Raw genomic sequence first — 20,884 nt, 5'->3', positions numbered from 1 at the left:
GTCGAATAGCGACGGCCTCTCGGGGGGATGAGAATGCCAACTGTCGATCCCAACCGGTCAATCCGCGAACGATCGCGAGCGACCTTGGGGCAAAAAGGCGCTGCTTGGTCGAGTTGAAGCTCCCGATTACACGATCAAGAGGTAGGCAGAACCCAAGACAGCAGAAGCGAGGAGAACCGGGATCATACCAATTTTTAACCTGAAAACAGCCAGCGCGGCGGCCATTGCCAGGAGAAGCGCGGGCACATTCAGCGATGACAGTACAGGCACGTCGAAGCCGCCGCCAACGCCGCCCACAGTCCGGACCCGCGTGAAGAGCGTGTGGATGGCAAACCAGATGGCGAGGTTCATGATCACGCCGACCACTGCCGCCGTTATCGCCGTCAACGCCGATGAGAGGGCCCGGTTGCCGCGCAGGCGCTCGACAAAAGGTGCGCCGGCAAAAATCCACAGGAAGCAGGGCACGAACGTTACCCAGGTGGTGAGGATCGCGCCCAGCGTTGCAGCGAGCAGCGGAGGGAGTCCTGATGCTTCGCGAAAGGCAGCCAGAAAACCAACAAATTGCGTGACCATGATGAGTGGCCCCGGCGTTGTTTCGGCAAGACCCAGGCCATTGAGCATTTCACCAGGCTTCAGCCAGCCATAGGTGCCGACCGCTTCCTGTGCGACATAAGCGAGCACCGCATAAGCGCCGCCGAAGGTCACGACCGCCATTTGGCTGAAGAATGTGGCAATTTGAGTGAAAACATTGTCTGGCCCGGCAAGGACGAGCAACGCTATCACCGGAGCGAGCCAAAGAACGAGAAAAGCGCCCGAGATTTTGAGTGACCAGGAGAGATTGGGACGGGCATGGTCCGGAAGACCTTCGCCCAGCGCAGTTTCGGCGTCGTGAACGATCTTGCCGCCAGCAGGGCCATGACCGCCGCCGCCCTTGAACGCAGAAAGGCCGGCGCGCCCGCCAACATACCCACCGATGCCCGCAAGAAGGACGATCAGCGGAAACGGCGCGTCGAGGAAAAAGATGGCGACGAACGCCGCTGCCGCTATTCCTCGCATCACGTTGTTCCGGAGCGCTCGCGATCCCACGCGCACGACAGCCTGGATGACGACGGCGAGAACAGCAGCCTTGAGGCCGAAGAACAAACCCTCTATCAGCGGGGTCTGCCCGAGCAGCACATAGATGCAGCTGAGGCCAAGAATGGCGAGAAAGCCGGGCAGGACGAACAGGCATCCGGCTACCAGCCCGCCCTTGGTCTTGTGCAGCAGCCACCCGAGATAGGCGGCAAGCTGCTGCGCTTCGGGCCCAGGCAGCAACATGCAGTAGTTCAGTGCATGCAGAAATCGTTCCTCCCCGATCCACTTCTTCTCTTCGACCAGGATGCGGTGCATGACCGCGATCTGGCCGGCAGGCCCGCCAAAGCTCAGGGCGGCAATGCGCGCCCACACGCCTGCCGCTTCGGCGAACGGAATGCCGTGATCGCCTGTGCCCTGGACCGGCGCGTCAGCAGGAGCAAAGGGAGCAGCAGTCATTGTTCGGTTCCCCTCGCGCTGAAGAATGCATGGAACTGGTTGAGCGTTTCGCCCGCCTGGGCGATGCGCTGAAGGTCGTCGTCGGTGGAAGCGCACACCCCGGAAAGGATCGCTCCCAGTCCCGCTGTTTCCGGTCGGTTGAACTTGCCGTCCGCGATATCGAGGTCATGGATGATTTCGCCGATGGCTGCGAGGGCAGGATCATCGGAAAGACCCGCTCGCAGCATGATCGTCTCGAAGCTGCATCGATCTTCCTCATGGGTGAACTCCGCTTCAGCCATGTCGAAGCGCAGTTCGTCCGGGCCGGGCAGATAGGTGCGGGCATCAACGAATTTGAAGGTGGCCACCGGGTCGACGAACCGGCGAATAAGCCAGGCACAAGCAATCCGATCGACATGAACCCCGCTGCGCGTCACCCAGACCTTCGATTTCAGGTCCGGCGGGTGTTCGGCCGGAGGCTCGGTGCGGCTGATATCAGGATGCTCGTAGCGTTGGCGGACAAGCTCAGCGAGCGCAACCTCGGCATCCTGGCGGCGTTGGGCCCTGAAATAGTCGAGTGCCAAGACCTCGTTCATTCGTTTCTGAAGCCGCGCAATTTCGCTTCCGCTGGCGGGGCCGGTTTCCAGAAGGCGTCGGGCGCTTTGCGTAATTTCGTCATAATCCGCGTCCCGTGCGCCATCGAAAAGCGCCTGAATGTCCGCATCGTTCATGCCGGCGAGCAGTCTGGCTTCGATCAGGATCGCTTCGCCCCCACCGGCGACGATCTCATTCAGCAGTTCCTGAAGAGTTGCTTCGTGCTCCAGTGTCTTCGGCAGCACGTGGACGGCGTTCTTGATTGCCACCGCGCCGATTGCTTGCAGACGACGCCAGATTTTCACGCGCAGATAGGGCGGTTTCGTCGGAAGCTGGTGGAGTAGAGCAATCCACTCGACAGGGGCTGTTGCGCGTTTCATGATATTACTATATCTCATTTTCTATATATATAGAATAGGTATATCATATGTGGCGTGAAAAGCTTGTCATGCGGACGCGATGGGTTTTGGCCGCAGGCGGGGCGTTTGCAGCCAACGCCAGCCCTGCCCAGGCTCAAGAGGCGATAGAGGGGTTTTCGATTTCGGGAGCGATGCGCCTGCGTTATGAGGCGATCGACGGCCAAGCCCGTGCAGGCTTCAACAAGAGCGACGATATGGTGAACCTCCGCACCAATGTGCTGGCTCGGTTTCGCAAGTCCGACATCGAGGTGGCTGTCGAGCTTTATGACAGCCGGGTTTGGGGTGATCGCGTCGGGACGCCTGTATCGACGAATGAGGTCAATGCGTTCGAACCGGTACAGGCCTATATTGCAGGCACGTTGACAGACCCGCTTGGCGACCGGTCGAAGATCTCGATCACGGCGGGACGGATAATGCTCAATCTGGGTTCTCGCCGACTTGTGGCAGCCGACGATTATCGTAACACCACCAACGGCTATACGGGATTGAAAGTTGATCTTTCCGCGAAGGGTGGATGGAAAGGGACTTTCATCTACACATTGCCGCAAATTCGCTTGCCCGACGCTCTCCACGATGTGCGTTCGGCGAAGGTGAAGCTCGATAAAGAGAGCTTCGATCTTGTGCTATGGGGCGGTCAGCTAAGCCGCGCGAAAATGATCGGTCCGGCGACGATCGAACTTACCTACTTCCATCTAGGTGAGCGTGATGCTCCAGGCCGCCCCACTCGCGATCGTTCATTAAATACATTCGGTGGCCGAGTGATGCTCGATCCCAAGCCAGGACAGTTCGATTACGAGATAGAAGGTTTCTACCAGACAGGCTCGGCAAGTATCTCGGCGTCGCCTACGGCCGCGCATCAAAGCGTCGCTGCCAATTTCATTCACGTCGATGCGGGCTATACCTTCGCGGGTGCCTGGACGCCTCGTTTTTCAATTGAATATGACCGGGCAAGTGGTGACAAACCGGGTGGGAAGTTCGGCCGTTTCGACACGCTCTTTGGCATGCGGCGTGCCGATCTTGCTCCGGCGGGCCTCTATAACGCGCTTGCGCGCACCAACATCGAAACTGTCGGGGTAAGGTTCGAAGCCAAACCCAGTCGACGCCTCGACTGGTTCGCGGTCTACAGGCCCATGTGGCTTGCATCGCGCCAGGATAGTTTCTCATCCACCGGCGTTCGCGATGCTACAGGGAGGGCCGGTGATTTTTCTGGCCACCAGTTGGAGGGCCGCATCCGTTACTGGCTCGTACCGCAGCGCCTGCAGTTCGAATTTGATGGCCTGGTGCTGTCCAAGGGGCGGTTCTTGCGGGATGCACCGAATGCCACCGCAGGACGATGGACGCGGTACGCCTCATTCAATCTGAGCGCGATCTTTTGAGAGTTGCACCCGCAGTGCGACGAGTTTCCTGCTCCGGCAAATTCGGGGACCGCCCGCCCCCAAGGGGCCTTCAATATTGATATACGACCTTGAAGAAGATGGTCCGGGGCGCGTTTTGCGCGCCCTGAACAAGCTGCGTTCCCGCAAAGGGGCCGGCTCTGAGTGGCGTGCTGACCGGTGAAAGGGTCGAGAAGTAGAAGGCGTTCCCAATGTTGCGGGCCGTCAGCGTGAAATCCCAGCGCCGGTTCGCGGTGGTGAAGCCGATGAACCCGTTCACGAAATGCTTGTTGCCGATTCGATATTGCGGGCTGTTGAGCAGGTCGGAGAAATAGGATGTCTGCCAGTTCACGCTGCTGCCCAGCTTGATCGTGCCGACGCCGCCGATCGGGATGCCATAATCCGCCGAAGCGAAATATTGCCATTCCGGCTGGCCCGAAAACGCCTTTCCCGTGTAGTTGTAGGCCGGAACCGTTCCCAGGGTCGGCGCAGAATAGTCGTCAAACCGCGTCTTGAGGTACGTTACGTTGAGCGCCAGCGACAGATTGTCGACCGGCTGTAGGGATGTCTCCAGCTCGAAGCCCTGGGTATACGCCGCCGGCGCGTTGCCGCGGGTGCTCACATAGGTGCCAGAAATAGGGCTGAAGGCTGACACGGCCGTCTGGAGATTTTTGTAGTCGTTGTAGAAGCCCGTCAGGTTGACGCGCAGGTGGCGGTTGAACCACTCGCTTTTAACGCCGCCTTCATAGGTGCTGACCGTTTCCGGTGCGTATGGCAGAGCGGTGGCGAGGTTGAGGGCGCGATTGTTGAACCCTCCCGCGTCGAAGCCCTTGGCAAAGCTTGCGAACAGGAAGATGGCGGGCGTGACCTGATAGGAGAGGCCGAGCTTCGGAGTGAAGGCGTTCCACGTCTTGTGGTTGAGCACGTTGGCGTTGGTGAAGTTGATCTGGGATGCGGCGATGTTGACGCCGAGAGCCGGGATCGCACCCCCGGTCCGCACCTGCGGATAGAGCGTCGGATCGATCGGATTGCCGTCGAGGTCGTCATTCACGCCCTGAAAGTCGAAGGCCCGGCGAATGGTGATGTAGCGTCCGCCGGCTGTCAGCGTCAGCCGGTCGGTCAGACGATAATTGGCTTGCAGATAGGCCGAATAGTTGCGGGTGATCGTCCTGCCGATTTGGTCGAATGGCGCGGCCGGTAGCGCGGTGTCCGACGCTGGAAGGCCGGTGACATAACCGATGCGGTTACTCCGGAAATTTTCGAACAGATAATAGAGTCCGCCAGTAAAATCGAGGCGATTCCAGTCACCCTGCACCTGCAACTCTTGGGTGAAGCTTTTCTGCTTGTACACGATATAGTTGTCCGAGATGTCGACCCGGCGCGGCTGGGCGCTGTTGTAGGGAAGGCGGTTCTGGCCGTCATTATTGTAGTTGACCGGGTTCTGGTCGAACGCGCGCAACGCGGTGATCGAGTGGATCGAGAGATGCGGCGAGAGGTCGAAGTCGATCCGGCCCGTAAGCCCCCCGGAGTGCGACCGGTTGATGCCGTAGCGCCCGGCATAGCTCACATTGTCCCCGAACGCCGAAAACTGCGTCGGGCTGAACAGCGTCCCGCCGGTGATGGCGCCCAAGCCGGACAAGGCGGGATTTGTGGCGTTATAGGTGGTCGGGACATATTGCGCGGCCTGCGAATGATCGACCGTGCCGTCTGCGGTGAGGATGAACTTCAGCGTGCTGGACGGCGTGAAGACCAGCTTCACGCGGCCGCCATCTGTATTCTGGTTGTTCACGCGACGCTGGAGTGATGGGTTCCAAGTATAGCCTTCATGCTCGTCATGCGCGAATGCGATGCTTGCAGCCAGCAGGCCCGGCATCAGCGGGCCGGCGACATAGGCGTGGGCATTGAAGGCCTTGTAATTGCCGTAGCCGGCGTCAAACCGCAGATTGAGTCTGTCGCCCGGCGTACGCGTGACGTAACGAACAGCGCCGCCCGCCGAATTCGCGCCGAACAGAGTGCCTTGCGGCCCTCGCAGCACTTCTATCCGTTCGATGTCGGTCAGGTCCGACATGCCGTTGATCGCGCGCGGCAGATAGACATCGTCAATATAGATGCCGACCGTTGGGTCGAAGATCGGATCACTGTTGCCGATGCCGCGAATGAAGAAGGTATTGGTCAGCGGCGTGATTCCGGTTGGCGGCGTGTAGAGGCCCGGTATTTGCCCGGCGAGATCCCGGGTCGTCAGGACATTCTGGTTGCTGCGAAAGGTCTCGTCGATCACGCTGACCGCGACGGGCGTGGACTGGAGCCTGGTTTCCTTTCGGGTGGCTGTGACGACGATATCGCCAAGGCCGTTGCCGGCGTCCGGCGCTTTCACAGGGTTTGTCGGTTCCGTTGCCAACGCTGGCTCGATCGACAGGAGAGCGAACGAAACGACAGGCGGGGCGGCGGCTGCGCGCAGCCACTCCCGATTGATCGACGGCATATGATATCCTTCTTGGCTGAGGCTCGGGCGTCGCGGCGCTCAAGGCGCCTGACGCCGATCGACACATGGGCAAGAGCTGCCGGTTGAGGATTACACCTCCATATCGCCTCATCGGGACAATGCCCCCCCCCAGGGCTTACGCCCTTGGCGGTAAAACTACTAATTTAGTAGAGAATGTATAATGAACTTTGCTGAGCCTGAAAGAAAGCCGGCTCAACCAATGAGTGTTGCTGATCGGAGCGGATTGGCCGCTCATGGGTAGGGGAACGGGGTGGCAGGCGATGGGCGGGGTGCCATCAACCGGCGCTCGACCGGGGCGGTCAGGGGCAGGGGTCGGGAATCTCCCGATGCACCGCTTCGATGGCCGCGACGGCTTCGGGCGACAGGACGATGCTGGTGCTTGCGATATTCACTTCGAGCTGTTCCATGGATGTTGCGCCAATGATGTTGGCCGTCACGAAATCACGACTGTTCACATAGGCGAGCGCCATCTGCGCCGGATCTAGGCCGTGCGCATGAGCGATGGCGACATAGCGGGCGCTGGCCGTCCCCTGCCCCGGAAGGTCATAGCGGCCGAACTGCTTTGCGACATCCCGGCGTGAGCCAGGCGGAATGACGCCGCCTAGATATTTACCGGTGAGGTTGCCGCCGGCCAAGGGGGAATAGGCGAGAAGACCGACCCCTTCCCGCAATGCGAATTCGCTAAGCCCGCCCTCGAACGTGCGATTGAGGAGATTATAGGCGTTCTGGATCGAGGCGATGCGGGGCACCCCCTGATCGCGCGCGAGCCGCAGATATTCGGACACGCCCCAAGGCGTCTCGTTGGAGACACCGACATGCCGCACTTTGCCGGCCCTGACCAGGCCGGCGAGCGCGTCGAGCGTCTCCTCGATCGGCACTATCTCCGGCATGTCGTCGATCTGCGCGAGGCCGCGCGCGCCGAAGGACGGCACAGGGCGGTCGGGCCAATGGACCTGATAGAGATCGACATAGTCGGTCCGCAGGCGCTTGAGGCTATCGTCGATCGCCTGCTCGATATTGCGCCGGTCCAGCCGGTTGTTGCCGCCGCGAAATTCCCGTACGGGATCGCGCGAGGGGCCTGCGACCTTCGTCGCAACGATGATGTCGTCGCGCTTGCCGCGCCTAGCGAGCCAGCTCCCGATAAATTCCTCGGTTTTCCCCTGCGTCTCTCGGCTGACAGGCGTGACCGGGTAACCTTCGGCCGTGTCGATGAAATTGATTCCTTGTCCGATCGCATAGTCGAGCTGGGCGTGCGCCTCCGCCTCGCTATTCTGCGATCCCCAGGTCATGGTGCCGAGGCAGATGAGGCTGACCTTGATATCCGTCCGTCCCAATGTCCGATACTTCATGAAGATGTCTCCTGTCGCCGACGCCGCCTTAGCCGAAAGAGGCCGCTGGCAAATGGTCCGAAACGCGGGTTGAGAATTTTTCACGTTTGTATGAGCGGCGTTAACCGAGGGCGGCCGGATCGAGGAAACGAGCGCAGACAGCGCGTTACCCAGCCGGATATATACGGCATGACGCATTCATCGTTGAGCAGCGCTCAATGCTTTCGCATTCGCAATAGGACGCCGCGCGATGCGCATTGGATGCATCGGGCTGTCCTTCCCTATGCGGTCCCCGATTTATCGAGGGGAAGAACATGCATCGTCGTCCAGCCCATATCATCCTGGCCCTGTTGGGCAGCGCTGCCGCGCTGTCGCTGCCCGCGACCAGTTTCGCCCAGAGCCCCGAGCCGGAGGGCGAAGCCGGCGAGGCGGCGGTGCAGGACATCGTCGTCACCGCCCGTTACCGGAAGGAAGACGCCCAGAAAGTGCCGATCGCCATCAGCGCGATCAGCGGAGATAGGATCGCGGCGCAGGGCGCGTTCAACCTCAAGCAGTCGATCCAGCAACTGCCAAGCCTAAACATCCAGGGCTTCAGCGGCCGCAACCAGACGATCACGATCCGCGGCATCGGCACCAATTCGGGCGGCACCAACGACGGGCTGGAACAGGGCGTCGGCCTCTATGTCGACGGCGTTTATCGGCCGCGCACCGGATCGGTCATCACCGACCTCATCGATGTAGAGAGCATCCAGTTGCTGCGCGGCCCGCAGGGCACGCTGTTGGGCAAGAACACCGTCGCCGGCGCGATCGACGTGAAGACCCGCGCGCCAAGCTTCACCAATGAAGCGAGGGCAGAAGCCAGTTACGGCAATTACGACTATGCTCGCGGATATCTTAGCCTCAACGCAGCGCTCAGCGACACGCTGGCGGTGCGCCTGTCCTATCTGCGGACCTCGCGCAGCGGCCTCATTCGCAACATCGTCTACAATGAAGATTGGGACAATCTGGACAATCATTCGGCGCGCTTCGACCTGCTCTACAAGCCGGCGGACAATGTCCGGCTGCGCTTCATCGCCGATTATTCGATCCAGAAGGGCGATGTGGGCTTCCAAAGCATCGCCCGCGTCCTGCCCACCACCCTGAACAACGGCATGCAGGTGCGCGGCTTCTACCGCCGCGCCGCCGATGTGGGCTATGCGCCGGGCAGCGTGAACGCTTTCGACAGGCAGGTCGATCTCGACAGCAGCCAATATGACAAGATGCCGAGCTACGGCTTCCAAGCGCAGCTCGACGTCGATCTGCCAGGCGTGACGCTCACGTCGATCAGCGCCTATCGCAACTGGAAGTGGATCCCCAATTATGACGGGGACCAGATCGGTGCGGAGATCTCGACGCTGGGCGTCGTAGATACCGACCAGCAGCAGGTGAGCCAGGAATTCCGCCTGGCATCCACCGGCGAACGCACGATCGATTTCAGCGCCGGCCTCTATTTCTTCTGGCAGGAGGCGGACGACAAGCAGCGGACGGTCTATGGCCGCGACGCAGTCGGCTGGCTCCGCACAGCCAACACCCCCACCGCGACTGTCTCTCCGCTGCCCTCGGCGATCCTCGACGGGCTGGAGGCGTTCGCCCATGTCGTGCCCGCGACCCATAGCTATGCCGCCTATGGGCAGGCGACATGGAACGTCTCGCCGCGCTTCCGCGTGACGGGCGGGCTGCGCTACACCTATGAGCACAAGACCGGCCTGTACGACGCCGAGGCAAGGGGTGATGTGACGCCGATCAGCGCGCTGCCCGCAGCGGTCCAAGCGACAGCCATCGCTTTGCGCGCCGCATACGCGCCTGTAGCGAGCTATTATGTCAAGAATAACAGCAACAATCTGTCGGGCACGCTGATCGCGGCCTATGATGTGTCGGACGATGTCCACGCCTATTACAGCTATTCGCGCGGCTATAAGTCGCCCGGCATCAACCTCGTCCGCCAGACTTTGGGCGTCGATGTCTTCGTGAAGCCCGAAAAGGTCGATGCTTTCGAACTGGGTGTCAAATCCCGGCTTGCGGAAGGCGCGGTCGAGCTGAACGGGGCGCTGTTCTGGACAAAAGACCAGAATTATCAGGCCAACTACGCCAATACGCAGGTCAGCCCGGCGGCCTATTATATCGCCAATGTCGGCACGCTGCGGTCGCGCGGTGTTGAGCTCGACGCCCGCTTCGCACCGGTCGAGGGGCTGAGCGCGACCTTCGCCGCGACCTATAATGATGCCAAATATACGCGGTATACGAACGCGGTTCCCGACTATCTGAACAGCTACCGGACCTCGATCGACCTGTCGGGCCGGCAGGCGTCGGGCGCGCCCAAATGGTCGCTCGGCGGTACGGTTGAATATGTCCATCCGGCGGGCGGCGAGAAGGAGTTTTATGTCGGCGCAGACGGCAGCTACCGCTCCAGCTATTTCGCGTCGGTCAATCTCGATCCCTTCTCGCGCGTGCCGGGCTCCGCCCTGTTCGGCGCCCATGCGGGGCTGCGTCGCTCCGACGGCAGGTGGGACGTGTCGGTCTGGGTCCGCAACCTGTTCGACAAGGATTATTACAACACGATCAGCGTCAACGCGACCTATGGCGTGGCGATGGCGGCGATCGGCGAGCCGCGCCTCTATGGGCTGACGCTGCGCGGCAAGATCTGAGGCGGATCGAATATAGTAACGCGGGGCGGTTCGCCCTCGAACCGCCGCGCTTCGATCAGGCAGGTCTGGGCGACGCAGCCCTGCGACAGGCCGGAAGCGCCGCGATCGAGCGTCAGCACATTGGGATTGCCATGGCGTTCGAGGTTCGGGCCGGGATCGAACCAAGCCCCGGTCGCAAGTCGCGCCACCCCCGGCATGATCGCATCACTCAGGATCGCACCCGCCAGGCACCGGCCGCGATCATTGAACAGTTCGACCAGATCACCATCGGCGATGCCGCGCGCCGCCGCATCGCCGCGATTGAGATAGACCGGCTCGCGTCCTGCCACCTTGCCCGCACGGCTATAGGGGCTTGCGTCGAGCTGGCTGTGCAGCCGTCGTTCCGGCTGGTCGGAGAGGAGGTGGAGCGGATAGACTTTGGCCTTCTCATGGCCGAGCCACTCGAACGGCTCGCGCCAGACCGGATGACCGGGGCAGTCGGCAAGATCGAAACGCGCGATCCGCTCGGAAAAAATCTCTATCCTGCCTGATGGCGTCGGCAGCGGGTACGCTCGCAGATCGCGGCGGAAATCTGCGTGCATGACATACGGCGCATCATGTGCGGACAGGTCGATCAGGCCGTTTTCCCAAAACTGGTCGAACTCGGGAAGGTTGATCCCGGTGGTGGCGATCTTCTCCGCGCTTTCGCGATAGAGGCGCCGAAGCCAGCCCATTGTGTCGAGCCGTTCGGTAAAGGCTTGCTCCGTCCCGAGCCGGCGGCTTAGCGCAGCGAAGATGGCGTGATCGTCGCGCGCCTCGCCCTGTGGTGGGACGGCCTGGCGCATGGCGACGAACAGTCCTTCGCGCGTGGCGAAACCGATGTCGTCGCGCTCCAGCGAGAGGGTGGCGGGCAGGACGATGTCGGCCTGCCGCGCAACCGGGGTCCAATATTGTTCCTGCACGATGATCGTGTCGGGCCGCGCCCAGCCCTGTCTCAGCCGATTGAGGTCCTGATGGTGGTGGAACGGGTTACCCCCCGCCCAGTGGACAAGCCTTATGTCGGGATAGCGATGGACCCCGCCATTATAGGTGAAGCGCTCTCCGGCACGCAGCAGCATGTCGGCGATGCGCGCGCAGGGGATGAAGGCCGAAACGCCGTTGCGCCCCTGCGGCAGGAATGGGCCGGGCAGGCGCGGATGCGGGCTGCCCATCACGTTCATCGCGCCATAGCCAAGGCCGTAGCCGCACCCCGGCAGACCGATCTGCCCGACCATCGCGGCGAGCGTCACCAGCGCCCAGAAGGGCTGCTCGCCATGCGCGGCGCGCTGCAACGCCCAGGCGCAGTTGAGCATCGTGCGGTGGCGCAGCAGGTCATGGCCAAGCGCGGCAATCCGGGCGGCGGGAACGCCGGTGATCGCGGCGGCCCATCCGGGCGTCTTGGGCGCCCCGTCCGCTTCCCCCAGCAGATAGGCGCGGAATATGTCGAAGCCGACCGTATGACTGTCGAGGAAGCCGCGGTCGAACAGCGGATCGTGCAGCACCACCCAGGCCAGCGCCAGCATCATCGCCGTGTCCGTATTGGGACGGATGGCGATCCATTCGCTCGCATCATTATCGCCCAGATTGTCGCCGACCGGGCCGATATTGACGATCTGCGCGCCGGCTTCGCGCAGACGTTTCAGACCGGAACGGGCGCGATGCCGGCCGGCGCCGCTGGAGGAGACGCGGGTGTTCTTGAGCGGCACGCCGCCGAAGCTGACGAACAGGGTACAATGCGCCTCCAGCACGTCCCAGCTCGTGTGCGAGGCGTTGCTCTCGTCCATGCTGGTCGCGATGTGCGGCATCAGCACCCGCCCGGCACCCAGGCTGTAGCTGTCGACGCTGCGCACATAGCCGCCCAGCATATTGTAAAAGCGGTGGAGCTGGCTTTGCGCATGATGGAAGCGGCCGGCGCTCGACCAGCCATAGGAGCCGCCGAAGATCGCGTCGTTGCCATGGTTGCGGCGCACCCGCTCGATCTCGGAGGCGGCGATGTCGAGCGCCTCATCCCAAGGGAGGTCGATGAAAGGCTCCTCGCCTCGTCCTTCGCGGTTCCGTCCCACCAGCCAGCCCTTGCGGATCGCCGGACGGGCGACGCGCAACCCGGTGACGCTGTCGTCGAGCTGATCGAGACCGATCGGATTGGGATCGGGGTCCATTCCCAGCGGCGACAGGTGGGGGGCACCGCCGCCCGGATTGGCCTCGACCTCATAGACGCCCCAATGGGCGGCCGAGTAGCGGCTCATGAAAAGCTGGTGTTGAACAGTGGCCGCACGTCCAGCTTGCGATCGATCACCTTGGCGCGGAAATAGCGGTCGGCGGTCGCCTGCTGCTGGGCGATCAGCGCATCGTCGACCTTGGCGGGGAAGCGGTCCGCACGGCGCTGCATAATGCGCAGTATGTCGAGCGCAAGGCCCGTATCCTTGTGCATCAGCGCGACGTAGGCGTCGCGGTTGCGCGCCGCCCACCTCCAGCCGGCATAGAGCCGGTCATGATAATCCTGAAGCAAGGCGCGCTTGTCGGCGATCGCGCCTTCGCGCCCGAACATCAGACCATAGCCGGGCACAAGATGTTGCTTGCCGGGCAGGATGCGCGCGCCGTCCTGCTCAGCCATGGCGGCGTTGGGGTCCCAGATCGCCCAGGCGTCGACCGCACCGCTCTGCAACGCCGCGCGCCCGTCCGAGGGCGAGAGAAAGGCGAAGTTGACCGTGTCGTAGGGCTGGTCATAGGCTTCCAGCACGGCGAGCACATGATTGTGGCTGATCGACCCGCGCGGGGTCGCGACCTTGTGCCCGGCGAGATCCGCAAGCGACCGGATCGGCGAGTCCCGCCGCACCAGCACTACCGGCCCCATGCCGCGCGTCGCCTGCGCGCCGATCGCCTTGATCTTCGCGTCGGTGCCGGCGGCGAAGATGAACGCCGAATCCCCGCCGATGCCACTGTCGATCGCGCCGGCGTTCAGCGCCTCCAGCAGCGGCGCCGCATTGGGAAATTGCGACCAGATAATCTCATATGGCACATCGTCCAGCCGCTTCGCCCCCTGCAACACCACGCGCGATCCGCCGCGCTGGTCGCCGACGAACAGCTTGCCCTTGCGGGCCGCGCCATCGCCCGCGCAGGCGGTGAGAAGCGAGCCGGCCAGAAGGCCGAGAGTGTGGCGACGGGACAGCATCATGGGCATGGACCACCATTTTTCCGAAGATGCGACGTCTATCAGGCGCGGCGTCGCCTGAGGCATGACGATCCCCAATAAGGCTGGAAAACTATCTCAATCGGCGGTGTCCGTTCCGCCCGCGGCCAGGGTGCGGTAGCGTCGTGCGGCAGTCTCCCCACCCTCCTGCAACAGGGGGCCGAGCAGCCGGTATCGGTCCAGATGCCCGGCCTCGTCCGGCCGGTCCCAGCCATGGTCGCGGCGGATGCGGCCGAGGTGCCCCGATGCCCGGATCGCTTGCGGATCGACGCTTTCGGCGACGTGCGCGTCAGGCCCGACATAGAGGGCGTCGGCCTCGCAATAAAGTTCACACATATAGCAGGTCTGGCACTGGTCGAGACGAGCGATCACCGGCGTGCCGTCGCCCACATCCAGCACATGCGTGGGGCAGACGGCCACGCAGCGGTGGCAGCCGTTGCACAGATCCTCGAAAATATGGGCGATCATTCCGCCGCCTCCGCATAGGCGCGGCGTTCGGGGCGGGTCCACACCCGGTCGAGTCCACCGGTGAGCAGCCGCACGCCGCACGCCGGATCTAGCGCGGGGGCATCGACGCGGACGTGGATGCCACGGCTCTCGTTGCGGGCGAGCGCCGCCGCCGTGCACCAGCGCGCCGTGGCGGTCAGCGCCGCCGTCTCGCGCAGCGCGACGAGCCGCGACCCCTGCGCCCAGCCATGATCGCCGATCATGCGCCAGTGGGTATCGAGCAAAGCAAGCGTATCGCCGAGCTGCGTACGGCTCCGCCACAGGGAATGTTGGTAGCTGTTCATATGATGATCGACATCTGCTTCGATCGCCTTGCGGTCGATGCTTCGCTCGTCGGACGCAGGCGCTATCCCTGCCGATCCCACTGCCCGCGCCGCGCCTACCATTTTGTCGCGCAACGCCAGGCTCCGCCGTGCCGCCGCGGCGCCGGCGATCTGGCCCGATGTCAGCGCCCAGGCGCTGTTGACCGCCCCACCGCCGCTGACCGCCCCCGTCGCCAGTTCACGCGTCGCGGCGTCGCCGGCGGCATAAAGCCCAGCGACATTGGTCCCACAATTCTCATCCAGGATGCGCAGCCCGCCATTGCCCCGGATCGTGCCTTCGCCGAACAGCTTGATCGGCCAGCGATCGCGGAACAGGTCCACGCCCTTGCGAACGAAGGGCGGCGGGGTGAAGGGCTGGATATCCTTCAGGATCGGCGGCAATTCCGCAGGCGCGTCGATCAGGTCGGCATATACCGGCCCTTTCAGCAGCGCCGCGCCCAGCGCCTGATAATGTGCATGGCCGCGCGGCGGCGTGACGATCTCGGCGCCTTCCGCATCATAATAGCGGGCAGCACTATAGGGCAGCGTTCGCGTCGATGCCCAGGCGGGCGATACCGTATATTGGATGGAGAATTCCATGCCGGAAAGCTCCGCGCCCGCCTCCGCCGCCATCAGATAGCCGTCGCCGGTATTGCCATGGCTGCCGATGAGGCCGGAGCGGAAGGCGCAGCCGCCCGTCGCCATCACGACGGCGCGTGCGTGTATCTCCCAGTCCGTGCCTGCCAGTCGCGCATGCCCCCGCGCCCCAACTACGGCCCCTTCCGCGTCGGTCAGCAACTGCAGCGCGGGATGATGGTCCAGAATCCGCGCGCCCGCCGCCACCGCATAGGCACGCAGCGCGCGCATATACTCCGGTCCGCGCACGCCGCTATAATAGGTGCCGCCCCTCCCGTCCGACCCGAATCGGTAATAGGGCGACAGGTCGGGCAGGATTCGCCAGGTGGTGTCGATCACCCGCTCCATCCACGCCGGATCGCCCAGCCCAAGTCCGGCGGCGAGTTTCTGCTCGATCGCCTCGCGTCGGCGCGCCGGATCGGGCGGTATCCACCAGTGGTTGGGCCCGGCCGTCGCGGTCACGCCGCTGGTGCCGACATAGCCCTTGTCGACCAGGATGGTGGCCGCGCCCGCCTTTGCGGCGGCGATGGCGGCCCAGGCTGCTGCCATCCCGCCGCCGATGATGAGCACGTCGCACCGCTGTGTCAGGATGTCGCTCACTCCGCGGCGATGGCGACCGGCACCTGGGCGTGCCGATGCTCAGGGACAGGCAGACCCAGATGGCCGCGCAACGTGTCATGGGCGTATTCGGTGCGGAACAGGCCCCGCGTCTGGAGGATAGGCACCACCTTCTCGCGGAACAGTGCGAAGTCGCCTGGCCTCGTCACCCGCAGGATGAAGCCGTCTGCCGCGCGCCCGGTGAACCAGCGCTCGATCTCGTTGGCGATCGTTTCGGGTGATCCCACGAAGTCTGACTTCCACTGGCCGAAGCGATAGGCCGCTTGGCGCAGCGTCAGCTTCTCCTCTGCCGCCACGCGGATGATCCGCTCGGCCTGCCCCTTGTAGCTGTTGAGCGTCACGCCGGTCAGGTCCGGGAACGGCGCATCGAGATCGTAGCCCGAGAAATCATGATAGTTGAACGCCCGTCCGACCTGCGTCAGCAGCTTGTCGATGCTGAGGCTGCCCTGCTGCGCCGTCGCAAGCGCCTGCGCTTCTTCATCCGTCTCGGCGATGGTGGGGACGAGACCCGGCATCACCTTGATGAGGTCCGGGTTTCGCCCGATCGCCGCCGCCCGCGCCTTGAGGTCGGCATAATAAGCGCGCCCGTTCTCGAAATCCTGGGACGCAGCGAAGGTGCCCTCAGCAATGGCCGCGCCCAGCGCGCGTCCTTCGCCGCTGTCGCCGGCCTGGAAGATCACCGGCTGCCCCTGCGGCGAACGGCTGAGCGCCAACGGCCCGGCGACCGAGAAATGCGCGCCCTTGTGGTCAAGGCGGTGCTGCTTGCTCTTGTCGAAAAAGACACCCGCCGCCCGGTCGCGCGGGAAGGCGTCCTCCTCATAACTGTCCCACAGGCCCTGCACCACCTCGACGAACTCACGCGCGCGGGCATAACGCACGCCATGCTCGAAATGCACGTCGCGCCCGTAATTGTGCGCCGCGCCCTCGAGGCCGGTGGTGACGACGTTCCACCCCGCGCGGCCCCTGCTGATGTGGTCGAGCGAGCCGAACTGCCGCGCGACATTATAGGGCTCCCAATAGGATGTAGTGAGCGTCCCCACGAGGCCGATGCTCGACGTGCTCGCCGCCACCGCCGACAGCAAAGTCAGCGGCTCCAGCCGGTTCAGGAAATGCGGCGCGGTGTCCGGGGTGATGTAGGGCGAGTCGATGATGAAGACCAAATCGAACTTCGCCGCCTCCGCCAGCCGCGCATTCTCGATATACCAGCTAATGTCGATGCTGGCGTTGCCGGGTAGCTCCGGGTCGAGCCAGCTATGATGGTCGGCGCCCACGCCTTCCAATATCGCGCCCAGATGCAATTGCCGTTCGGTCCCGTGACCCATGCTTGTTCCTCCTGCCGATTTGGCGCGAAGGCTAGGCCGCTGACGCGAGGGAAGATAATGAGTGCTGCTCAATCACCGCTGAATTTGTTCAATGGAATTGCTGGCTTGGGCCCGTGATTCTCTGAAACTTCTTGATCGTCCGCGAGCGATGCCAATAGGTCGACGCAAAGGGACGTAAAAGCGTTGCTCGGCCCGTTGGTCATCAGGGCCCAAAATTATTCATGGGAAATGCCGGGCTTGGCTGACTTACCCATCGGTGCGTCGCTACCGTCAGGGGAGTCGCACTGGCAGGAAAGGAATGCACCATGGCAACAGCGCCAGCCGAAACCATCGCCGATCGGCACGCTCGCCGACCTCAAGGGCAAGCGGCTGGCGACGATAAAGGGGTCCGCCGGGCAGGATTTGGCCCTCAAACCGCTGGAAAAGGCGGGGCTCGAGCCGACAGACGTGCAATGGATCCATCTCGCCAATGGCGAAGCGAAGTCGGTTCTCGCCAGCGGAGCGATCGACGCCTAGTCGACCCGGGGCAGCTATATTGGCATAGCCGTACTGGAAAATGGCGATCATGTTCTGGCTGATGGCAGCGGCGTTCCGACCAGCCTCGCCTTCCTTGCAGCCAGCGACACCGCGATCGCGGAAACGGCGCTGGTGGCCGATTTCACCGCGCGCCTCGCCCGCGCCTGGGGGCATGCGCATCCTGACCACTACGCCTGGACCTTTTCGGCAAAGACCGGCACCCCGTTCAAGGCCGCCCGCTTCTCCGCCGGTTCTGTGCTCGGACAGTCGTGCCAATCGACGCTCGGCCGATCGATGGGCCGCGCGCCATTTTCCAACGCTATCGTGCGGCCGGTGTCCGGTCGCTGCCCAATATCAAAGGCCGCCATCTAACGGCCCTTTATCGGCCTGCCACCACTTCAACCCCGCTGCTACTGGCGTAACGCGCGAATTTCGCGGGCTTTAGGCAATTTTCTGCAATATCTCTTCCGCTTCGGGTCTTTGCAGCCAGTCGGGGCTGACCTGCAACGACCTCACGGCCCGGTTTGCACCCAGGTGCAGGACCGCTGGCTGGGGCAGTTCCCAAGTGCCCGTCCCCGTAACCTCGCCAATCCAGCCGGCGGGTGGCGGCGAAGGTCTGTCATCAGGCTCAAACGCGATACCGATATGTCGGGCGAGGCTATTATCCGCATCCGTGGCCACTAGGAAGGGCAGCTGATGCCGATCCTTGATTTCCCGCAGCCGGTCGGGCTGCTGCGGGCTGAGGGCGACCAGCAGGATATCACGCTGACGCAGTTCGGGGTAGAGCGCCTCGGCATAATAAGGGAGCGCGATGTTGCACGCCGGGCAACCGGCGAAGCGGAAGAAGATGAAGAGCGCCGATCCGCCTTTCGTCAGGCCGCTCAGCGTCAGTTCCCCGCCGTCCACTTCCGCGAAGACGAAGTCGGGCAGCAGGTCGCCGGGCTGGGCGATGGCGGCGGGATCGAAACGCTCGATCAACAGACGGCGCTGGCGAGCATTGGCTTCAAGCTGCGCGGCGGACCAGTTGCGTTCGCGCTCGGCCTGAAGGGCGGCATAGCGGGTCTTGAGGGGCTGAGTAAGGATAGTCGCCATCATCGTCTCCTTGCATTGACGTGATGATGGCCGCCGACGCGCTGCGCCGCCAATGAGAGTTGATGGCGCTGCGGCGATGATTTGTCATAGGTTCAGGCCGCGTCCCGCCGCGCGGGAGCGCGCTGGTGGCGGCTCGGCAGGATGGGGAGGCCGAGATTGGCGCGCAGCGTGTCGCCTTCATAGTCGGTGCGGAACAGGCCACGCGATTGGAGGATCGGCACCACCTCCTCGGTGAAACGGGTGAGCTGTTCAGGGTGGCCGAGATGGACGTTGAGTCCGTCGAGCGCGCGCTCCTCAAACCAGCGCTGGATTTCGTTCGCTACCGTTTCGGGTGAACCGACGAAGGGACTGCCGCGACTGGCGCGCGCTTTCTCTACCGCCTGCCGCAGCGTCCAGCCCTGCGCCATCGCTTCGTCGGTGATGCGCTTGGCCTGGGTGTAGAAGCTGCTCCTGGCATGATCGAGCGCTGCGACCGGGAAGGGCGCCTCGGGATCATAGCGGCGGAAATCATGCCAGCCGAACGGGCGACCGAATTCGGCCAGCGCCTGGTCGAAGCTCTGGTCTTGCTCGCGGTAGCGGCGCTGAATCTCCTGCGCCTCTGCGTCGGTATCGCCGACATAGATGAAGAAGCCCGGGAGGATCACAATCTCGTCCGGATTACGGCCAAGGCGGGCGGCGCGGCCCTTGAGGTCGGCGTAGAAAGCCTGGCCCTGTTCGATCGTGGCGGCATGGGTGAAGATGGCGTCGGCTATGTTCGCGCCCAGATCGCGGCCCTGATCGCTGTCGCCTGCCTGGAAGATGACCGGTTCCCCTTGTGGCGAGCGCTGGATGTTGAGCGGCCCCGCGACCTGGAAGAACTCGCCGTGATGGTCAAGGCGGTGGAGCCGGGCGGGATCGAGGAACTGACCGGTCGTGCGGTCGCGGACCAGTGCGCCTTCCTCCCAGCTCGACCAGAGGCCGCGTGCGACATCCAGGAACTCGACCGCGCGGCGGTAACGGGTGTCATAGTCGAAATGTTCGGGCAGGCTGAAGTTGCTCGCCGTTCCCGCGTCCCCGCTGGTGACGACATTCCAGCCGGCCCGCCCCTTGCTGATGAGGTCGAGCGAGGCGAGGCGACGGGCGAGACCGAAGGGGTCGTTGTAGGAGGTGGTGAAGGTGCCGACGAGGCCGATCTGTTTCGTCGCCACCGCCAGCGCCGACAGGAGGGTGAGCGGTTCCAGCCGGTTGAGATAATGGGGTGGCGAGTGGGGCGTGATGAACTGGCTGTCGACGATGAAGACGAGGTCGAACTTCGCTGCCTCGGCCTGGCGCACTATGTCGATGGTCCAGGCGATATTGACGCTGGCGTCCTCCGGAATGTCGGGATCGAGCCAGCGGTTGCTGTCGCCGGGACCGCCGACGCCGGTGGGGACAAGGCCGAGTTTGAGTTGTCTTTTGGTCATGGCGTGATCCCTCAGGCGTCGAAGCCGGGCGACCGGCGCTGCGCTTTGCGAAGCGCGGCTTCCCAGACGAGATCGTAATGGGACTTGGCGCCCTCCACGGGCAGGCGCTCCCGGCTCATCTGGCGGCGCACTTCCTCCTGCGCGGCTTCGGGGGCGATAAGGATGTTGTCGCGGCCGACAGCGAGGGTGCGGACCTGCGCCTTGCAGGCCTCCTCCAGATGATAGATGCCGCTGAACGCTTCGCCCGGCGATGATCCCAGTGCCAGCGTGCCATGGTTGCGGAGCAGCATGACCTTGGTATCGCCAAGGTCCGCGACCAGCCGTTCGCGCTCGTCAAGGTTGAGCGCGACGCCTTCATAGTCATGGTAAGACAGGCGGGGAATCAACGCGAGCGCGCGCTGGTTCAAGGGCAGCAATCCGTCGGCGTGGGCGGAGACCGCCATGCCATCGGCGCTATGGAAATGCGCGATATAATGGGCGTCCTCGCGCGCGCCATGGATCGCCGAGTGGATCACATAGCCGGCATAGTTGATGCCATAGTCGCTGTTCCCGATGACGTTGCCGTCGAGATCGACCTTGACCAGGCTGGATGCCGTGATCTCGTCGAACATCAGGCCGAAGGGGTTGATGAGGAAATGATGGTCGGGCCCCGGCACGCGGGCGGAGATGTGGGTGTAGATGAAATCGTCCCAGCCGTAGAGAGCCGAGAGACGATAGAAGGCGGCGAGATCGACGCGGACCTTCCATTCGGCTTCGCTGATGCCGCTGTGGCGGAATCGGTCGTCCTTCAACACTGTAGCCATGGCGATGCTCCTTTGGGCGCGATAGTAA

At 63.4% G+C, this 20,884-nt stretch carries 16 protein-coding genes; 4 read left to right on the top strand and 12 right to left on the bottom strand.

Annotation, left to right across the window (positions count from 1 at the left end; all coding sequences use genetic code 11):
* Positions 1-126: 126 nt before the first annotated feature.
* Positions 127-1,530, bottom strand: a complete 1,404-nt coding sequence (gene chrA, locus MRBLMC3_RS08485) for a chromate efflux transporter (protein WP_363752815.1) — start codon at positions 1,528-1,530, stop codon at positions 127-129.
* Positions 1,527-2,483 (bottom strand): chromate resistance protein ChrB domain-containing protein, encoded by a 957-nt coding sequence (locus tag MRBLMC3_RS08480; protein ID WP_363737547.1) that lies wholly within the window; start codon positions 2,481-2,483, stop codon positions 1,527-1,529. The genes chrA and MRBLMC3_RS08480 overlap by 4 nt, the downstream gene beginning before the upstream one ends.
* Before the next feature lie 47 nt (positions 2,484-2,530).
* Here MRBLMC3_RS08480 and MRBLMC3_RS08475 point away from each other — a divergent pair, with 47 nt between their 5' ends.
* Positions 2,531-3,898, top strand: coding sequence for an alginate export family protein (locus MRBLMC3_RS08475; RefSeq protein ID WP_363752818.1), 1,368 nt, complete (start codon positions 2,531-2,533; stop codon positions 3,896-3,898).
* Positions 3,899-3,968: 70 nt separating this feature from the next.
* Here MRBLMC3_RS08475 and MRBLMC3_RS08470 read toward each other — a convergent pair whose 3' ends face one another.
* Positions 3,969-6,377 carry a TonB-dependent receptor gene (locus tag MRBLMC3_RS08470; protein ID WP_363827618.1) on the bottom strand — a complete coding sequence of 803 codons (2,409 nt, stop codon included), beginning with the start codon at positions 6,375-6,377 and terminating at the stop codon, positions 3,969-3,971.
* 320 nt (positions 6,378-6,697) lie between these two features.
* Positions 6,698-7,747, bottom strand: coding sequence for an NADP(H)-dependent aldo-keto reductase (locus MRBLMC3_RS08465; protein ID WP_363752824.1), 1,050 nt, complete (start codon positions 7,745-7,747; stop codon positions 6,698-6,700).
* Between the two features lie 293 nt (positions 7,748-8,040).
* On the opposite strand from MRBLMC3_RS08465, the gene MRBLMC3_RS08460 reads away from it, so the two are divergent.
* Positions 8,041-10,410 carry a TonB-dependent receptor gene (locus MRBLMC3_RS08460; protein ID WP_363752826.1) on the top strand — a complete coding sequence of 790 codons (2,370 nt, stop codon included), beginning with the start codon at positions 8,041-8,043 and terminating at the stop codon, positions 10,408-10,410.
* Here MRBLMC3_RS08460 and MRBLMC3_RS08455 read toward each other — a convergent pair.
* The 5 genes from MRBLMC3_RS08455 to MRBLMC3_RS08435 are packed head-to-tail and all read right to left on the bottom strand — an operon-like array spanning position 10,380 to position 17,003.
* Positions 10,380-12,674 carry a molybdopterin-dependent oxidoreductase gene (locus tag MRBLMC3_RS08455; RefSeq protein ID WP_363827615.1) on the bottom strand — a complete coding sequence of 765 codons (2,295 nt, stop codon included), beginning with the start codon at positions 12,672-12,674 and terminating at the stop codon, positions 10,380-10,382. The two genes, MRBLMC3_RS08460 and MRBLMC3_RS08455, sit on opposite strands and share 31 nt — an antisense overlap.
* Positions 12,671-13,666: an ABC transporter substrate-binding protein gene (locus MRBLMC3_RS08450; protein ID WP_363737557.1), complete on the bottom strand. Its 996-nt coding sequence runs from the start codon at positions 13,664-13,666 to the stop codon at positions 12,671-12,673. The genes MRBLMC3_RS08455 and MRBLMC3_RS08450 overlap by 4 nt, the downstream gene beginning before the upstream one ends.
* Before the next feature lie 30 nt (positions 13,667-13,696).
* Positions 13,697-14,086, bottom strand: coding sequence for a ferredoxin family protein (locus MRBLMC3_RS08445; RefSeq protein ID WP_363737559.1), 390 nt, complete (start codon positions 14,084-14,086; stop codon positions 13,697-13,699).
* Positions 14,083-15,663 carry an FAD-dependent oxidoreductase gene (locus tag MRBLMC3_RS08440; RefSeq protein WP_133652500.1) on the bottom strand — a complete coding sequence of 527 codons (1,581 nt, stop codon included), beginning with the start codon at positions 15,661-15,663 and terminating at the stop codon, positions 14,083-14,085. The genes MRBLMC3_RS08445 and MRBLMC3_RS08440 overlap by 4 nt, the downstream gene beginning before the upstream one ends.
* Positions 15,660-17,003: an LLM class flavin-dependent oxidoreductase gene (locus MRBLMC3_RS08435; protein WP_363827612.1), complete on the bottom strand. Its 1,344-nt coding sequence runs from the start codon at positions 17,001-17,003 to the stop codon at positions 15,660-15,662. Before MRBLMC3_RS08435 ends, MRBLMC3_RS08440 begins: the two co-directional genes overlap by 4 nt.
* 237 nt (positions 17,004-17,240) lie before the next feature.
* Here MRBLMC3_RS08435 and MRBLMC3_RS08430 point away from each other — a divergent pair, with 237 nt between their 5' ends.
* Together MRBLMC3_RS08430 and MRBLMC3_RS08425 are read left to right on the top strand one after the other, a co-directional pair.
* Positions 17,241-17,519, top strand: a complete 279-nt coding sequence (locus MRBLMC3_RS08430) for an ABC transporter substrate-binding protein (protein WP_363737563.1) — start codon at positions 17,241-17,243, stop codon at positions 17,517-17,519.
* Positions 17,520-17,651: 132 nt separating this feature from the next.
* A complete protein-coding gene (locus MRBLMC3_RS08425; RefSeq protein WP_363827609.1) occupies positions 17,652-17,891 on the top strand; it encodes a hypothetical protein in 240 nt (79 codons plus the stop codon).
* 69 nt (positions 17,892-17,960) lie between these two features.
* On the opposite strand, the gene MRBLMC3_RS08420 is transcribed toward MRBLMC3_RS08425, so the two are convergent.
* From MRBLMC3_RS08420 to MRBLMC3_RS08410, 3 genes are all read right to left on the bottom strand, one after another.
* Positions 17,961-18,611, bottom strand: a complete 651-nt coding sequence (locus MRBLMC3_RS08420; protein ID WP_133652710.1) for a peroxiredoxin-like family protein — start codon at positions 18,609-18,611, stop codon at positions 17,961-17,963.
* Between the two features lie 92 nt (positions 18,612-18,703).
* On the bottom strand, positions 18,704-20,053 hold the full coding sequence (locus MRBLMC3_RS08415) for an LLM class flavin-dependent oxidoreductase (protein ID WP_363737566.1): 1,350 nt from the start codon (positions 20,051-20,053) through the stop codon (positions 18,704-18,706).
* An 11-nt stretch (positions 20,054-20,064) separates the two neighbouring features.
* Positions 20,065-20,856 (bottom strand): class II aldolase/adducin family protein, encoded by a 792-nt coding sequence (locus tag MRBLMC3_RS08410; RefSeq protein ID WP_133652505.1) that lies wholly within the window; start codon positions 20,854-20,856, stop codon positions 20,065-20,067.
* Between the last annotated feature and the right edge of the window lie 28 nt (positions 20,857-20,884).

Origin of the sequence: Sphingobium sp. LMC3-1-1.1, from assembly GCF_040676285.1 — a bacterium.
Classification (GTDB): Bacteria; Pseudomonadota; Alphaproteobacteria; order Sphingomonadales; family Sphingomonadaceae; genus Sphingobium.
This window is presented reverse-complemented; position numbering and strand designations above follow the sequence as displayed.

Bases quoted from the DNA above. Each gene is read 5' to 3' on its own strand.
- chrA (WP_363752815.1), bottom strand. From the start codon at position 1,530: ATGACTGCTGCTCCCTTTGCTCCTGCTGACGCGCCGGTCCAGGGCACA.
- MRBLMC3_RS08480 (WP_363737547.1), bottom strand. From the start codon at position 2,483: ATGAAACGCGCAACAGCCCCTGTCGAGTGGATTGCTCTACTCCACCAG.
- MRBLMC3_RS08475 (WP_363752818.1), top strand. From the start codon at position 2,531: ATGTGGCGTGAAAAGCTTGTCATGCGGACGCGATGGGTTTTGGCCGCA.
- MRBLMC3_RS08470 (WP_363827618.1), bottom strand. From the start codon at position 6,377: ATGCCGTCGATCAATCGGGAGTGGCTGCGCGCAGCCGCCGCCCCGCCT.
- MRBLMC3_RS08465 (WP_363752824.1), bottom strand. From the start codon at position 7,747: ATGAAGTATCGGACATTGGGACGGACGGATATCAAGGTCAGCCTCATC.
- MRBLMC3_RS08460 (WP_363752826.1), top strand. From the start codon at position 8,041: ATGCATCGTCGTCCAGCCCATATCATCCTGGCCCTGTTGGGCAGCGCT.
- MRBLMC3_RS08455 (WP_363827615.1), bottom strand. From the start codon at position 12,674: ATGAGCCGCTACTCGGCCGCCCATTGGGGCGTCTATGAGGTCGAGGCC.
- MRBLMC3_RS08450 (WP_363737557.1), bottom strand. From the start codon at position 13,666: ATGCCTCAGGCGACGCCGCGCCTGATAGACGTCGCATCTTCGGAAAAA.
- MRBLMC3_RS08445 (WP_363737559.1), bottom strand. From the start codon at position 14,086: ATGATCGCCCATATTTTCGAGGATCTGTGCAACGGCTGCCACCGCTGC.
- MRBLMC3_RS08435 (WP_363827612.1), bottom strand. From the start codon at position 17,003: ATGGGTCACGGGACCGAACGGCAATTGCATCTGGGCGCGATATTGGAA.
- MRBLMC3_RS08420 (WP_133652710.1), bottom strand. From the start codon at position 18,611: ATGGCGACTATCCTTACTCAGCCCCTCAAGACCCGCTATGCCGCCCTT.
- MRBLMC3_RS08415 (WP_363737566.1), bottom strand. From the start codon at position 20,053: ATGACCAAAAGACAACTCAAACTCGGCCTTGTCCCCACCGGCGTCGGC.
- MRBLMC3_RS08410 (WP_133652505.1), bottom strand. From the start codon at position 20,856: ATGGCTACAGTGTTGAAGGACGACCGATTCCGCCACAGCGGCATCAGC.